Origin of the sequence: Bacteroides sp. ET489 (assembly GCF_030518095.1) — a bacterium.
In the GTDB taxonomy this organism is placed as follows: domain Bacteria; phylum Bacteroidota; class Bacteroidia; order Bacteroidales; family Bacteroidaceae; genus Bacteroides; species Bacteroides ndongoniae.
Genome location: NZ_JAULLJ010000007.1, coordinates 23,556 through 39,342, shown reverse-complemented (window position 1 = coordinate 39,342; position 15,787 = coordinate 23,556). Strand labels below are relative to the sequence as shown.

Below are 15,787 nucleotides of genomic sequence, written 5' to 3'. Positions count from 1 at the left end.
CGGGAAATGAGAAAAATTATATTTCTGATAACGCTGTTAGGACTGTTGACTGGCAGAATGGCAGCTCAGTCGGTGACGGTAGATGCCAAAATAGATTCTTTGCAGATTCTTATAGGAGAGCAGACTAAAATCACTTTAGAGGTTTCGACGGATGCCGATAAACGTGCGATTTTTCCAGTTTATACAGATACAATTGTAAAAGGAGTTGAAATTATAGACATAGCTAAACCGGATACTCAATACCTGAATGACAGGAAACGTTTGTTGATAAAGCAGGAATATACCATTACTTCTTTTGATTCCGCTCTTTATTATTTGCCTCCAATGCAGGTTTTGGTTGACAATAAACCGTACCTGTCAAAAGCATTGGCTTTGAAAGTATATTCCGTTCCATTGGATACATTACGTTTTTATGGTCCGAAGCCTGTAATGGCTGCACCTTTTGTTTGGAAAGACTGGTATGGAGTTATGGCATGTGGTATTTTGCTGATTCCGTTCGGTTTTCTCCTTGTATACTTAATCATGCGAATTTTTGATAATAAACCAATTATTCGAAAAGTGAAGGTAGAGCCTAAATTGCCTCCACATCAGTTGGCTTTGCAAGAGATTGAACGAATCAAGGCCGAGAAGGTTTGGCAGAAAGGTATGCAGAAGGAGTATTATACAGAGTTGACAGATGCACTTCGTGGATATATAAAAGATCGTTTTGGATTTAATGCATTGGAAATGACTTCTTCGGAAATCATTGCTAAATTATTGGAAGTTAATGATAAAGATGCAATTGCAGATTTGCGCTCTTTATTTGAAACAGCTGATTTGGTGAAATTTGCCAAGCATAATCCGTTAATGAATGAAAACGATGCAAATCTGATTAATGCTATAGATTTTATTAATGAAACAAAGGTTCAGGAGGATGATAATGCTAAGCCGCAACCTACAGAGATTACGGTTATTGAAAAACGTTCATTGCGTATGAAAATATTGCTTGGCGCTGGAATTGTAGTATTGTCGATTGCTGTTATTGCTTCATTAATATATATAGGTACAGAATTGTATTCATATTTTGCATGAAGATCATTGTAGAGGTTGAATTTTGTAATTTGTAAAAGTTATAAGTATCATGGTTTTTGCCAATATTGAATATTTATTTTTATTGATACTGATTATACCTTATGTGTTATGGTATATTATAAAGAGGAAGAAATCTGAGGCTACGCTTCAGATTTCAGATGCTCATGTCTATGCTCATACACCTAAGAGTTATAAGAATTATTTGTTGCACGTTCCATTTGTGCTTCGGATCATTTCTTTGGTATTGATTATTCTTGTTTTAGCACGTCCACAAACAACTAATAGTTGGCAAAATAGTGAAATAGAGGGTATCGATATAATGTTGGCTATTGATGTGTCTACCAGTATGTTGGCTGAAGACTTGAAGCCGAATCGTCTGGAAGCAGCAAAAGATGTAGCTGCTGAATTCATTAACGGACGTCCTAATGACAATATCGGTATAACTTTGTTCGCAGGTGAGAGTTTTACACAATGTCCGTTGACGGTTGATCATGCAGTGTTGCTAAATTTGATCAAGGATGTGAAATGTGGGCTTATAGAGGATGGAACGGCAGTCGGAATGGGAATTGCCAATGCGGTTACTCGCTTGAAAGACAGCAAGGCAAAATCAAAAGTTGTTATATTGTTGACGGATGGAACAAATAATAGAGGAGAAATTTCTCCGTTGACTGCTGCTGAAATAGCAAAAAGTTTTGGAATTAGGGTTTATACCATTGGTGTAGGTACTAATGGAATGGCACCTTATCCTTATCCGGTAGGAGGAACAGTGCAATATGTGAATATGCCTGTAGAAATTGATGAAAAGACATTGACGCAAATTGCTGGAACAACCGATGGTAACTATTTTCGCGCAACGAGTAATTCAAAGTTGAAGGAAGTATATGAAGAAATCGATAAGTTGGAGAAGACAAAACTTAATGTAAAAGAGTATAGTAAACGACAAGAAGAATACCGTTGGTTTGCGTTGGCAGCTTTCTTATGTGTATTATTGGAGGTACTGTTAAGAAATACCATTCTAAAGAAAATTCCATAGGTTTGTTTTTGGGATGTGTATTTTGTATGTTGTAGAATTTAAATCTTAGTAAAAATGTTTCGATTTGAAGAGCCTGCATATTTATATTTACTGTTATTGTTGCCTGTTTTAGCACTGCTTTATTGGTATTCCAATTATAGGAGAAGACGAGCTATACGTAAATTTGGTGATCCAGAACTGATGGCAATGTTGATGCCAGATGTCTCAAAGTATCGTCCAGATGTGAAATTCGGAATAATATGGCTTGTGGTAGCTTTATTTTCTTTGTTATTGGCACGCCCGCAGTTTGGTTCAAAACTTGAAACGGTAAAACGGCAGGGAGTAGAAGTAATGATTGCGTTGGACATATCTAATTCGATGTTGGCTCAAGATGTGCAGCCTAGTCGTTTGGCTAAAGCAAAGCGATTGGTTGCTCAGTTGGTTGATAAAATGGAAAATGACAAAGTTGGTATGATTGTTTTTGCGGGAGATGCTTTTACACAGCTGCCTATTACCAGCGATTATATTTCTGCAAAAATGTTTTTGGAATCTATCGACCCGTCATTGATATCGAAGCAAGGAACAGCTATTGGTGCTGCCATAAACTTGGCTACGCGTAGTTTTACTCCGCAAGAAGGAGTTGGGCGTGCGGTAATTGTGATTACAGATGGTGAAAACCATGAAGGAGGTGCTGTGGAAGCTGCGACAGAAGCTGCCAAAAAAGGAATTCAGGTAAATGTGCTTGGTGTAGGATTGCCTGATGGAGCACCAATACCTATGGAGGGTACCAATGATTATCGTAAAGACCGTGAAGGTAATGTGATTGTGACACGTCTCAATGAAGCAATGTGCCAGGAAATCGCAAAAGCAGGAAATGGACTTTATGTACGTGTTGATAATACCAACAATGCACAAAAGGCTATTGGACAGGAAATTAATAAAATGGCTAAGGCTGATGTCGAGACTCAAGTTTACACGGAATTTAATGAGCAGTTTCAGGCTGTAGCGTGGTTTATATTGATATTATTATTGGTTGAAATGTTGATTTTGGAACGTAAAAATTTATTGTTCCGAAATATTCATCTATTTTCAAATAAGAAATGATTATTATGTTACAGAAAAGATGCATAGGGCTAGTTCTGATGATGTTTGCAGCTATATTTTCTGCTTCAGCCCAAAAAGCTGAACGTGATTATATACGTAAAGGAAATCGGGCTTTTAAAGACAGTGTATTTGTTGATGCTGAAGTAAATTATAGAAAAGCGTTGGAAGTAAATCCAAAATCTTCTATATCAATGTATAATTTGGGAAATACGTTGGTCAGACAAAATAAGGTGCAGGAGGCTATGGAACAGTATAGTGCTGCTGCAAAAATAGAAAAGGATAAATCAAAACTGGCCTATATATTTCATAATATAGGGGATATCTTTCAGACACAAAAAGATTATGCAAAAGCAGTGGAAGCTTATAAAGAATCATTGCGCAATAATCCCAAAGATGATGAAACTCGTTATAATCTGGCTTTAGCACAGAAACTATTAAAAGACCAAGAGCAAAATCAGCAGAATCAGGACCAAAATCAAGATCAAAATAAGGAACAAGAGAAAAAGGAACAGGAAAAGAAAGATCAGGAGAATAAGCAGGATCAACAGAATAATCAACAACAGCAACCTCCACAGTCACAGAAACAAAATGAACAGATGTCTAAAGAAAATGCAGAACAATTATTGAAGTCTGTGATGCAGGACGAGAAAGATGTTCAGGACAAAGTAAAGAAGCAGCAACAAGTCATCCAAGGAGGACGTTTAGAGAAAGATTGGTAATAAAAAAGAGATGATATATGAGAAAATTTGTTTTTATATGGATAGCTTTAATGGCTGTTTTTGTACATACTGCTATTGCCGATGACAAAATTACTTTTTCGGCATCAGCACCGGAGGCAGTGGCTGTAGGAGACCAATTTAGGCTATCTTATACAGTGAATACACAAGATGTAAGAGATTTCCGGGTGCCTTCTATTAAGGATTTCGAAGTACTTATGGGACCGAGCCGTTCTTATAGCATGCAGAGCATTAACGGGAAAAGAAGTGAAAATCTGACTTTTACTTATATATTAATGGCGAATAAGGAAGGTACATTCACTATTCCAGGTGCTTCTATTACCGCAGGGGGCAACCAAATGATTTCTAATTCTGTAAAAGTCAAGGTTTTGCCAGCTGATCAGCAGTCATCTTCTGGAAATCAAAGTAGAGGTGGTAGATCTGGACAGGCATCTTCCGGCTCTTCTGTTTCAAAGGATGATTTAATTATAACGGCTACGGCCAGTAAAGTGAATGTGTATGAGCAGGAAGCCTTTTTGCTGACTTATAAAATATATACATTAGTTGATTTACGTGGCTTTGATAATGTAAAACTGCCAGATTTTAAAGGCTTTCATTCCCAAGAAGTAGAATTGCCCAACGATCGCCGATGGAGTTTGGAACATTATAAAGGCCGGAATTATCAGACAACTGTTTATCGTCAGTTTGTACTTTTCCCCCAACAATCTGGTAAATTGACGATAGAACCGGCTCGTTTTGATGCATCAATAGCTAAAGCAGTGCAGGTGAACGATCCGTTTGAAGCATTTTTGAATGGGGGTAGCAACTATGTAGAAGTGAAGAAAACGCTGATAACACCTCAAGTAACGATTAATGCAAAGCCTCTGCCTTCGGGTAAACCTGAAGGTTTTTCTGGCGGGGTAGGTGAATTTAGTATTTCTTCTTCTATCAATGAAACCAAATTGAAGACTAATGATGCCGTTACCTTAAAAGTGGTTATTTCTGGAACGGGAAATCTGAAATTGCTTTCTACTCCAGAAGTGAAATTTCCTGAAGATTTTGAGGTCTATGATCCGAAGGTTGAAAATAATTTCCGTTTGACTAATGCCGGACTGTCTGGAAGTCAGGTTATTGAATATTTGGCTATTCCGCGTAATGCGGGTACTTTTAAGATTCCATCTATAAAGTTTAGTTATTTTGATATTCATTCTCAGTCTTATAAAGTGTTGACTACGGATGAATATACGTTACAAGTTGAGAAGGGAGCTGGTAATGCGGCACAGACGATAGCTAACTTTACCAATAAGGAAGACTTGAAAGTTTTGAATGAAGATATTCGTTTTATCAAGCAGAACGATGTTGTATTAACTCCAAAAGGAGATTTCTTCTTTGGTTCAATGGGATATTATTTGTTCTATTTGGTACCGGGAATAGCATTTATAGTATTCTTTATTGTGTATCGTAAGCAAATAGCTGCTAATGCCAATGTAGCTAAAATGCGTACCAAGAAGGCAAATAAAGTAGCTGTAAAACGAATGAAGCTGGCAGGTAAGTTATTGCAGGAGAATAAGAAAGAGGATTTCTATGATGAGGTTTTAAAGGCACTTTGGGGTTATATAAGTGATAAGTTGAGTATTCCTGTATCGCGTTTGTCAAAAGATAATATAGAGGAAGAACTTCGCAAGTATGGTGTTGATGATACTCTGATAAAAGACTTTTTAGATGCATTGAATGATTGTGAGTTTGCACGTTTTGCTCCAGGAAGTGATAATCAAGCAATGGATAAGGTCTATACTGCATCTTTGAACGTGATTACCAAAATGGAAAATTCAATTAAACATTAATCAAGGAGGAAAGAGTAATGAAAAAGATCTTGTTTTTTGCCTTTAACTTATTAATTGCAATGTCTTTATGGGCAGAAGAAATTTCCTTGGATTCAATACAGTCAGGGAAAGATTCTGTTTCAATAGGATCGCATACCGAATTTTCTACAGAAAAGAGCGGTAAAAACATAACCAAATCAGGAGGTGATAGTGCCTATATCAAGAATGATTATAAATCAGCCATTCAGATATACGAAGCGCTTTTGGAAAAAGGAGAAGCAGCTGAGGTATATTATAATTTAGGTAATTGCTATTATAAGACCAATGATATTGCAAAGTCTATATTAAATTATGAGCGTGCTTTGTTACTTGATCCAGGAAATACAGATATACGTGTGAATTTGGAAATGGCTCGTGCTAAGACTGTTGATAAAATAACTTCCATTCCTGATATTTTCTTTGTTGCTTGGATTAAGTCATTGATTAATTGTTTAAGTGTGGATGCATGGGCCAAATGCGGTATATTATTCTTTATACTTTTTTTGGTTGCTGTTGCTCTTTTCTTTTTCTCAAAACAGGCAAGTCTGAAAAAGGGAGGATTTATTGGCGGTATTGTATTTTTAATATTAGTGGTATTAAGTAATGTTTTTGCATCTCAGCAAAAGGCTGTACTAGTGAATCGTAATGCGGCTATTGTCCTTGTGCCAAGTGTCACGGTACGAAGTACTCCCAGTGAAAGTGGAACAAGCTTATTTATCCTCCATGAAGGTAGTAAGGTAGAACTTAAAGACAATTCTATGCGTGAATGGAAGGAAATACGTTTGGAGGATGGTAAAGTAGGATGGGTACCTACTTCTTCTATTGAAGTTATTTAATTTTTTGAGAAATAAACTTGAGGAATAGTTCGTGTAGGAGAAAGCTTACACGAACTATTTTTTTGCAAAAAGATAGGGATTTTGTTTGTTTTCTCTTATTTTTTCCTTAAGTTTATACCGCGATATTAAATAAAACAGAGTATTAACCATTAAATTTATGAATATGAGAACAATAACATTTAATGAACTTCGTAAAATAAAAGACTCATTGCCCAATGGCAGTATGCATCGTATTGCAGATGAATTAGGATTGAATGTTGATACGGTGCGTAATTTCTTTGGAGGACATAATTTTAAAGAAGGAAAAAGTGTAGGTATTCATTTAGAGCCGGGTCCTGATGGTGGTTTAGTGATGATTGATGATACAACGGTTTTGGATCGAGCTTTAAAGATCCTAGATGAAATAGCTAATAATAGTAATTCAACACCTGAGGAATCTTGAATTTGCGAGTAGAGATTTGTTGATCACTAGTTTTTAGAAGCACAAATTTCACGGATTTTTGCGGAATAGTATTTCCGTGAAATCGTTATCTATGAAATTTGTGCTTTTTGTTCTTTTATTTTCAATAAAATACTTGAATTATGGAGGATAAGTTAGTAACATTAGCTATTTTGACATACGCAAAGGCCCAAATACTAAAAACTATTTTAGAAGATGAAGGTATTGAAACCTATATACATAATGTCAATCAGATACAACCTGTTATTTCTTCTGGAGTACGTGTGCGTATAAAAGAAAGCGATTTGCCTCATGCTTTGAAAATTATAGAAAGTTCAGCTTGGCTATCAGAAGATGTAGTAGGAGGGAAGTTTTCTCAGACTAAATCTACAAGCAATAAAGTCTTAATACCGGTAGATTTCTCAGGGTATTCGATGAAAGCCTGTGAATTTGGCTTTAATTATGCTCAAAATACAGGTGCAGAGGTTGTTTTATTGCATGTGTATTTTACACCTATTTATTCAACATCATTACCGTATGGCGATATATTCAATTATCAGCTTTCAGATGATGAAAATGTAAAAACAATCTTGCAAAAGGTACATGCAGAGCTTAATGGCTTATTGGATAAGGTAAAAGAGAAGATTGCTTCTGGACAATTTCCAAATGTCAAGTATATGTGCGTGCTTCGTGAGGGTATTCCAGAGGAAGAGATCTTACGTTATGTGAAGGATTGCTGTCCGCGTATTGTTATTATGGGTACACGAGGTAAGAATCAAAAGGATTTGGATTTAATAGGTAGTGTAACGGCTGAAGTTATTGAACGGAGCCGAGTGCCGGTTTTAGCTATTCCAGAAAATACTCCTTTCCGACAATTCTCTGAAGTTAAGCACATTGCATTTATTACAAATTTTGATCAACGTGACTTAATAGCTTTTGATTCTTTGATTGCTAGTTTTAAATCCTTCCGGTTTTCTGTTTCGTTAATTCATCTTTCTGGGATTAAGGACACTTGGGATGAAATTAAGTTAGGAGGGATTAAAGAATATTTTCATAAGCAATATCCTCAACTAGACATTCATTATGATGTTGTACAGGATGATGATTTATTAAATAATCTGGAGCAGTATATCGAAAAGGAAAATATTGATATTATTGCTTTGACGTCGTATAGACGTAACATATTTTATAGGCTTTTTAATCCGAGTATTGCACGGAAAATGATTTTTCATTCAGATACACCAATGTTGGTTCTTACTAATAGATCCTAATAACATTTGTTGCAAGCTTTTTTCTAGGCAATAAGGCGTGTGAAATGATAGAAAGGGGATTGCTTTCAATTCTATATTAAACATAATACTGATATTAAAGTTTAATATTCCGTGTATAATGTGCCAATTTTAAGTATGTAAATACAAGAATCTAGAGTATTATTAAAAATATAGCCCAAGAAAATATTTCCTGGGCTATATTGTATGATTGTTATTTCAATTCTATGATTACGGCATCATATCTTCGATTTCTTTGAATTCCGGTCCCATATCCAAGTTATAGTATACGCGATACAAACCGTTCAACCATAAGTCTTTTTGGTCAGGTTTCAAAGCTCTTGCTTTTTCGTAGCAAGGTCTTGCTTTTTCATAGAATGTTTTCAGTGTTTCCTGATCTTCTTTGTATTTCGGATCGTTAACATCTGTAGTTGTCTTTTCTGAGAAGTCTTGAGCTTGCAGACAGTAAATCAGACCTAAATTAGAATATGCTTCTGCATAATTAGGATCTACTTCTACTGTTTTTTGGTAGTATTCGATTCCTTTATTCAGGGCATCGCTAGCTTCTTGATCTTTTTTCTGCTCTTTGAGGACATTGTACATATTATGATACAAATACCCTTTCACATACAGATAGAATGTATTATTAGGATCTTTAGCCAACATTTCATCTGCAAATTGCATTGCTTCATCGTACTTGTTATGACTGCTGTAATAATCAATCAAATGGCCGAAAAAGAACGGATGATCAGGATATTTTTGTATACCTTCTTTCAGTGATGCTACCCATTTTACAGTATCTCCTTGAGCTTTCAAAGCTGTAGAAATGAACTCCATAGCATATTTACCTACTTCTTTGTCATCCTGAGCATACGGTGCATATTTTAATACGCTCGGATAATCTTCGTTCTTTGTTGCAGCCAAACTTGCATAATATGCGATTTGAGGCAGAACGGTATCTGTCTGAAGAAGGTTTTCTTTTTCAAACATCGGGCTGGCTGCAAGATCAATATAGGTGGCAAAGAAATCTAATGCTTTTTGATTGTATTCCTTTGCTTCAGCTCCTTCTTTTCCTGTTGCCATGTTGAAGTATTGAATACCACCATTGATCAGGTTGTTTCTTTCAGTCAACATAGTAGCGGCATTCGATTTTCTATACTTGTTCTTGATCTTTCCTTTTTCGTTAGGAATCTGAGCAAGTTCGTCGCATTTGAAGAAGTATCTGCACATATTCAATGCGCTATTGTAGATTTGGAGTGTGTCGTATGGCTTTCTCAAATAGGCATTCTCCATTTCTTTTTCACTTCTCCGGCGTTGGATGAATCCAGCAACGTTCCATGTTTCGGGATCGTCTTTGGTTTCCGGATTGGTCAAAGCTCCCTGAATCAGCTGTTCAGCTTTAGCAAAATCGGGGTTTGTTCCATTAGCGATGCTTTTGGCTTCTTTCACGGCTTTTTCCTGTGCGAAAGCTGAGCCAGCGGCAAGCAATAAAACCACTGAAAATAAAACTTTTTTCATGATTGTAGAAAAATTAAAATTAATATTATGTCTATTCTTCATTTTCATCGGTTGTTGGTTCGTTATCGTTTTGCTCCTCCTGAAGACCGTTTTCAAAAAGATCTCCATTATTAGCTATTCTGTTTTCCTCTATATTTTCACCTTCCAGCGTTTCTGCTACGTTGGTTTCTTCACTTTCGGAAGTAACCTTACATACCGAACCTATCTCGTCGTTGCGTTTTTCGAGGTTAATCAGACGGACTCCTTGTGTGGCACGTCCCATGATACGTACATCGGCGACTTTCAGACGAATAGTGATACCGGATTTGTTGATAATCATCAGGTCGTTTTCATCAGTTACCGACTTGATAGCTACCAGCTTACCAGTCTTTTCGGTGATGTTCAGTGTTTTTACACCTTTTCCTCCACGGTTGGTCTTGCGGTAGTCTTCGATATCGGAGCGCTTGCCGTAACCTTGTTCGGATACTACCATAATGGTTTCTTCTTCCGGGTTCTTGATGCAAATCATACCGATAACTTCGTCCTGGCCGTCTTCATCAAGCGTGATGCCTCGTACGCCAGTAGCTGTACGTCCCATGACTCTGACTGCACTTTCGTGGAAGCGGATGGCACGTCCGTTACGGTTGGCTATGATAATTTCGTTGTTGCCATTGGTCATACGTACTTCGATGACGCGGTCGTCTTCGCGAATGGTGATGGCATTGACACCGTTCTGACGCGGACGCGAATATTGTTCGAGCAACGTCTTCTTGATGACACCTTTCTTGGTGCAGAACAGCACGTAATGACTGTTTATAAACTCCTGATCGTTCAGGTTCTTGACACGCAGGTATGCATTTACCGCATCGTCGGCATCGATGTTCAGCAAGTTCTGGATGGCGCGACCCTTGGAATTCTTCGTTCCTTCGGGGATTTCGTACACTTTCAGCCAATAGCACTTACCTTTTTGGGTAAAGAACATCATGGTGTTGTGCATCGTAGCCGGATAGATGTGCTCTACAAAGTCTTCGTCGCGGGTTTCTGTTCCCTTGGAACCTACCCCACCGCGGTTTTGTGCACGGAATTCGCTCAATGGTGTACGTTTGATGTAGCCCAAGTGCGAGATGGTGATAATCATCGAATCGTCGGCATAGAAGTCTTCAGGATTGAATTCTTCGGATGAGTAAACGATTTCTGAACGTCGTTCGTCACCGTATTTCTCTTTAACTTCGAGCAATTCATCTTTGATAACTTTGCGGCATAGCTCGTCGTTTACGAGGATTTCTTCCAGATAGGCTATCTGTTTCTTGATTTCTTCGTATTCAGTGTGGAGTTGGTCTTGCATAAGTCCGGTCAGCTGGCGCAGACGCATTTCGACGATGGCTCGGCTCTGAATTTCAGTCAGTTGGAAGCGATCCATCAATCCTGTGATGGCATCAGCCGGTGTTTTGGCAGCACGGATAATGCGGATAACTTCGTCGATGTTATCCGAAGCAATGATCAGACCTTCCAGGATGTGTGCGCGTTCTTTGGCTTTGCGCAGGTCGTATTGTGTACGGCGTATAACTACCTCGTGGCGATGCTCGATGAAGTACTTGATAAGGTCTTTCAGGTTGAGCAGGCGCGGGCGTCCGTGAACAAGTGCTACGTTGTTTACTCCGAACGAGGTCTGCAGCTGAGTCATCTTGTACAACTTGTTCAGTACTACGCTGGCATTGGCGTCGCGTTTCACATCGATGACGATGCGCATGCCTTCGCGGTCGGATTCGTCGTTGGCGTTGGAGATGCCGTCTATTTTCTTTTCGTTGGCCAGGTCGGCAATCGATTTGATGAGTTCGGCTTTGTTTACTCCGTAAGGAATTTCGGTTACAACGATTTTATCGTGAGTCGAGCCGGTTTCTATCTCAGCTTTGGCACGCATAACTACGCGTCCGCGTCCGGTTAAGTAGGCTTCGCGTACGCCGCTCATGCCGTAGATGTATCCGCCAGTAGGGAAATCGGGGGCTTTGACATAGTTCATCAGCTCTTCGATTTCGATGTCGTTGTTGTCAATGTAAGCCACGCAAGCATCGATTACTTCCGACAGGTTGTGGGTAGGCATATTGGTTGCCATACCTACGGCGATACCCGACGCACCATTCACCAGCAAGTTAGGAATGCGTGTAGGCATGACGGTAGGTTCCTGCAAGGAGTCGTCGAAGTTGTTCTGCATGTCGACAGTTTCCTTGTCGATGTCCTGCATCATGTCTTCGCCGATCTTCTGAAGGCGGCATTCGGTGTAACGCATAGCTGCTGCGCTATCGCCGTCTACCGAACCGTAGTTTCCTTGTCCGTCCACCAGCATGTAGCGCATGGCCCACGGCTGTGCCATACGGACGAGTGCTCCGTAAACGGACGAGTCACCGTGCGGGTGGTACTTACCTAATACTTCACCCACGACTCTGGCTGATTTCTTATAAGGTTTGTCTGATGTATTTCCTAAGCCCATCATACCGAAAAGAATTCTTCGGTGAACGGGCTTAAAACCGTCTCTAACATCCGGAAGGGCACGCGAAACAATGACCGACATGGAGTAGTCAATGTACGATGACTTCATTTCCTCCTCGATGTTAATCTTTATAATTCTGTCTTGTTCAAGCATTTAAAAAGATTATTAATTATACATTGCGTGGTTTGTGAAAAACCACGCTAAAGTACTGCTTTTTTACGACATACGAAAACATTTCGAAAAGAAAGTTTCGGCGAGAAAGTTGGCAGGAAGCAAGCGGAGTGAATATTACTATATAAATAAAGGTATACTCCCCTCTTCGAAAAAGGAATCTGTCCGTTAGCAAAATGACACTTTGCTTTTCTGACTGCCTGAGAATCGCGTATTTCGGACGGATGTTGGGAGTGATGGAAAAAAATGAAGCGGTAAACGTCTTACTATCTTGTATTCAGTGGAATAGCGAAATGTTTACATTTGAAATAGAAGAGAATTAGACCGAAAACGGTGTTTTCGGAGGGTTTTCTTATTCGTTTGAGGGTTTTCTTCCCTCTTTTGCTCGACGAAAGTGCCTCTTTGCGGTGAGAAAGTCGATGTTTGGGTGCGCCAAAAGCAATGTTTTTCTGTCCGAAAAGTAATGTTATCCTTTGCAAGAAGCAATCTGAAGCCGGCTTACATACGTTTTTCTCCTCTGCGAGGATGCTTTTCCTCTTCTTTTTCATTCTATTTGGCGAGTTATGAATAATACTCATGATGGCTAAAGTAGAAAATCTGTGCCCAAATGAAATCAATTCTTTCGTTTTGGTGACACCTTGTCTGGTGGTTCTCCGTGAGACTGTTTGTCACACAATTCTTGGCATGAGATTTGTAGAATATTAAGCAACGGCGATGTGCACACGCTAAAAATGTGTATCTTTGTCCCGGATATAACCTAATATAAAGGAGATAATCAATGAACAGTCAATTTTCACAAAGAGTTTCAGACGTACTGACTTATAGCAAAGAAGAAGCCAATCGGCTGGGAAACAGCATCATCGGACCCGAACATCTGCTGCTCGGCATCTTGCGTGACGGCGGCGGAAAGGCTGTAGAAGTGCTGGAGAAACTCGATGCAAATCTGAATCAAATCAAGAAGCGTCTCGAAGACGAACTGAGAGATGTCGAAGACGATAATTTGCTGTCCGAAGGCGATATGTCCTTTTCGCCCACAGCAACACGCATACTTAAGATGAGTATGCTCGAAGCCCGTCTGCTGAAAAGCGAACAGGCCGATACGGAGCACTTGTTGCTGGCTATCCTGAAAGACGAGAGCAACATGGCTGCGACGGTGCTTAATGACGACTATGTAAGCTACCAGTCAGTATACGAAGTGCTTACTAAGAAGTCGACCAACCCTAATGCGGGTATGGGCTTTACCGAAGACGACGATGATGAGGAAGAAATGGACATGCCCCGTTCCGGACAAGACAACGGTCGCAATGCAGGTAGTTCGTCGTCGACGGCGCAAACCACGGCACGGAAGTCGGCTAACGATACTCCCGTACTTGATAATTTTGGTACGGACATTACCCGTGCTGCTGCCGAAGGCAAACTCGATCCCGTCGTAGGTCGTGAGCGCGAGATTGAACGTCTGGCCCAGATTTTAAGCCGTCGTAAGAAAAACAATCCCGTGCTGATAGGCGAACCAGGTGTGGGCAAGTCGGCCATTGTCGAAGGCCTGGCGTTGCGCATCAATCAGAAGAAGGTGTCGCGTGTCCTCTTCGATAAGCGTGTCGTTATGCTCGACATGTCTAGCGTGGTGGCCGGTACCAAATACCGCGGTCAGTTTGAAGAGCGCATCCGTTCCATTATCAACGAGTTGCAGAAGAATCCGGATGTCATCCTCTTCATCGACGAGATCCACACCATTGTCGGTGCGGGAGCTGCCGCAGGAAGCATGGATGCCGCCAATATGCTGAAGCCGGCACTGGCTCGTGGCGAGATACAGTGCATCGGCGCTACTACGTTGGACGAATACCGCAAGAGCATCGAGAAAGACGGAGCTTTGGAGCGTCGTTTCCAGAAAGTAATGGTAGAGCCTACCACAGCCGAGGAAACCCTTCAGATATTGAAGAACATCAAGGATAAGTACGAAGACCATCACAACGTCACCTATACTGACGAAGCCTTGGAAGCATGTGTCAAGTTGACAGCCCGCTATATCAGCGACCGCAATTTCCCTGACAAGGCCATCGATGCCCTCGACGAAGCCGGTTCGCGTGTGCATCTGACCAATATCAACGCTCCAAAGGAGATTGAAGAACAGGAAAAACTGATAGAAGAAGCCCGCATACAGAAAGGCGAAGCCGTGAAGTCGCAGAACTTTGAGCTGGCTGCCAGCTATCGCGATCGCGAGAAAGAGCTTTCGGCTCAACTGGAGTCGATGAAAGCCGACTGGGAAGCTCATCTGAAAGATCACCGTCAGACGGTGGGCGAAGAAGAGATAGCCAACGTCGTGTCAATGATGTCGGGCGTGCCCGTGCAACGTATGGCGCAGGCCGAAGGATTGAAACTGGCTGGTATGAAGGAAGCTCTTCAGTCGAAAGTCATTGCGCAAGACGTCGCCATCGACAAACTGGTGAAGGCTATCCTGCGTAGCCGTGTAGGCCTGAAAGATCCTAACCGTCCCATTGGTACCTTCATGTTCCTAGGACCTACAGGTGTGGGTAAAACTCACTTGGCCAAGCAGTTGGCACGTTATATGTTCGGCTCGGACGATGCACTGATACGTATCGACATGAGCGAATATATGGAGAAGTATACCGTGTCGCGCATGATTGGTGCCGCTCCCGGATATGTAGGCTACGAGGAAGGCGGGCAGCTGACCGAAAAGGTGCGTCGCAAACCCTACTCCATCATCCTGCTGGATGAAATCGAGAAGGCACATCCCGATGTGTTCAATATTCTGTTGCAAGTGCTCGACGAAGGACGCTTGACCGATAATGTAGGCCGTACGATCGACTTCAAGAATACCGTTATCATCCTGACTTCCAACATTGGAACCCGTCAGCTGAAGGAGTTTGGCCGTGGTGTCGGATTTGCCGCACAGAATCGTACCGACGATAAGGAATACTCACGTGGCGTTATTCAGAAGGCGTTGAACAAGACCTTCTCGCCCGAGTTCCTGAACCGTCTTGACGAGATTATAACTTTCGACCAACTGTCGCTCGATGCCATCACACGCATCGTAGATATAGAGCTGAAGGGCCTCTACGAACGGTTGGAAGCCATTGGATACCACCTTGACGTGGACGACGAAGCCAAGAAATTCCTGGCCAAGAAAGGCTACGACGTACAGTTCGGAGCCCGTCCGTTGAAGCGTGCCATTCAGACTTATCTGGAAGACAGTTTGTCCGAGCTGATTGTTTCGGGCGAAGCACAGACTGGTGATACTATCCGTGTCACATGGGATGCCGGCAAAGATGAGCTGAAGATGCAAAAGGCTTGACAGAATTTCT

Annotated in this window: 10 protein-coding genes and 1 pseudogene; 9 read left to right on the top strand and 2 right to left on the bottom strand. The window is 40.8% G+C overall.

Going from position 1 to position 15,787, the window contains the following annotated elements:
• Positions 1 to 6 precede the first annotated feature (6 nt).
• The 8 genes from Q3C19_RS05615 (at position 7) to Q3C19_RS05580 (ending at position 8,311) form a co-directional block, all read left to right on the top strand.
• Complete coding sequence (locus tag Q3C19_RS05615; RefSeq protein ID WP_277120924.1) at positions 7 to 1,071, top strand: hypothetical protein; 1,065 nt, start codon at positions 7 to 9, stop codon at positions 1,069 to 1,071.
• Positions 1,072 to 1,120: 49 nt separating this feature from the next.
• A complete protein-coding gene (locus Q3C19_RS05610; RefSeq protein ID WP_302727778.1) occupies positions 1,121 to 2,104 on the top strand; it encodes a VWA domain-containing protein in 984 nt (327 codons plus the stop codon).
• A 54-nt stretch (positions 2,105 to 2,158) separates the two neighbouring features.
• Positions 2,159 to 3,187 carry a VWA domain-containing protein gene (locus tag Q3C19_RS05605; protein WP_302727776.1) on the top strand — a complete coding sequence of 343 codons (1,029 nt, stop codon included), beginning with the start codon at positions 2,159 to 2,161 and terminating at the stop codon, positions 3,185 to 3,187.
• A complete protein-coding gene (locus tag Q3C19_RS05600; RefSeq protein ID WP_071149620.1) occupies positions 3,184 to 3,906 on the top strand; it encodes a tetratricopeptide repeat protein in 723 nt (240 codons plus the stop codon). The genes Q3C19_RS05605 and Q3C19_RS05600 overlap by 4 nt, the downstream gene beginning before the upstream one ends.
• Before the next feature lie 17 nt (positions 3,907 to 3,923).
• Positions 3,924 to 5,747 carry a BatD family protein gene (locus Q3C19_RS05595; RefSeq protein ID WP_071149621.1) on the top strand — a complete coding sequence of 608 codons (1,824 nt, stop codon included), beginning with the start codon at positions 3,924 to 3,926 and terminating at the stop codon, positions 5,745 to 5,747.
• A gap of 17 nt (positions 5,748 to 5,764) precedes the next feature.
• A complete protein-coding gene (locus tag Q3C19_RS05590; RefSeq protein WP_302727772.1) occupies positions 5,765 to 6,601 on the top strand; it encodes a tetratricopeptide repeat protein in 837 nt (278 codons plus the stop codon).
• Positions 6,602 to 6,758: 157 nt separating this feature from the next.
• Complete coding sequence (locus Q3C19_RS05585; RefSeq protein ID WP_022162704.1) at positions 6,759 to 7,043, top strand: hypothetical protein; 285 nt, start codon at positions 6,759 to 6,761, stop codon at positions 7,041 to 7,043.
• 140 nt (positions 7,044 to 7,183) lie between these two features.
• Positions 7,184 to 8,311, top strand: coding sequence for a universal stress protein (locus Q3C19_RS05580; protein ID WP_302727770.1), 1,128 nt, complete (start codon positions 7,184 to 7,186; stop codon positions 8,309 to 8,311).
• 228 nt (positions 8,312 to 8,539) lie between these two features.
• On the opposite strand, the gene Q3C19_RS05575 is transcribed toward Q3C19_RS05580, so the two are convergent.
• Both Q3C19_RS05575 and gyrA read right to left on the bottom strand, forming a co-directional pair.
• A complete protein-coding gene (locus Q3C19_RS05575; protein ID WP_277120919.1) occupies positions 8,540 to 9,874 on the bottom strand; it encodes a tetratricopeptide repeat protein in 1,335 nt (444 codons plus the stop codon).
• A gap of 118 nt (positions 9,875 to 9,992) precedes the next feature.
• Positions 9,993 to 12,446: pseudogene (gyrA, locus tag Q3C19_RS05570) on the bottom strand (DNA gyrase subunit A); the annotation flags it as partial.
• Between the two features lie 796 nt (positions 12,447 to 13,242).
• Between gyrA and Q3C19_RS05565 the strand changes: the two are divergent.
• Positions 13,243 to 15,777, top strand: a complete 2,535-nt coding sequence (locus Q3C19_RS05565; protein ID WP_071149625.1) for an ATP-dependent Clp protease ATP-binding subunit — start codon at positions 13,243 to 13,245, stop codon at positions 15,775 to 15,777.
• Positions 15,778 to 15,787 lie beyond the last annotated feature (10 nt).

What these genes read in the sequence shown, in the direction of transcription:
- Q3C19_RS05585 (WP_022162704.1), top strand. Translation starts at nt 6,759, where the DNA reads ATGAATATGAGAACAATAACATTTAATGAACTTCGTAAAATAAAAGAC.
- Q3C19_RS05590 (WP_302727772.1), top strand. Translation starts at nt 5,765, where the DNA reads ATGAAAAAGATCTTGTTTTTTGCCTTTAACTTATTAATTGCAATGTCT.
- Q3C19_RS05610 (WP_302727778.1), top strand. Translation starts at nt 1,121, where the DNA reads ATGGTTTTTGCCAATATTGAATATTTATTTTTATTGATACTGATTATA.
- Q3C19_RS05615 (WP_277120924.1), top strand. Translation starts at nt 7, where the DNA reads ATGAGAAAAATTATATTTCTGATAACGCTGTTAGGACTGTTGACTGGC.
- Q3C19_RS05565 (WP_071149625.1), top strand. Translation starts at nt 13,243, where the DNA reads ATGAACAGTCAATTTTCACAAAGAGTTTCAGACGTACTGACTTATAGC.
- Q3C19_RS05595 (WP_071149621.1), top strand. Translation starts at nt 3,924, where the DNA reads ATGAGAAAATTTGTTTTTATATGGATAGCTTTAATGGCTGTTTTTGTA.
- Q3C19_RS05575 (WP_277120919.1), bottom strand. Translation starts at nt 9,874, where the DNA reads ATGAAAATGAAGAATAGACATAATATTAATTTTAATTTTTCTACAATC.
- Q3C19_RS05580 (WP_302727770.1), top strand. Translation starts at nt 7,184, where the DNA reads ATGGAGGATAAGTTAGTAACATTAGCTATTTTGACATACGCAAAGGCC.
- Q3C19_RS05605 (WP_302727776.1), top strand. Translation starts at nt 2,159, where the DNA reads ATGTTTCGATTTGAAGAGCCTGCATATTTATATTTACTGTTATTGTTG.
- Q3C19_RS05600 (WP_071149620.1), top strand. Translation starts at nt 3,184, where the DNA reads ATGATTATTATGTTACAGAAAAGATGCATAGGGCTAGTTCTGATGATG.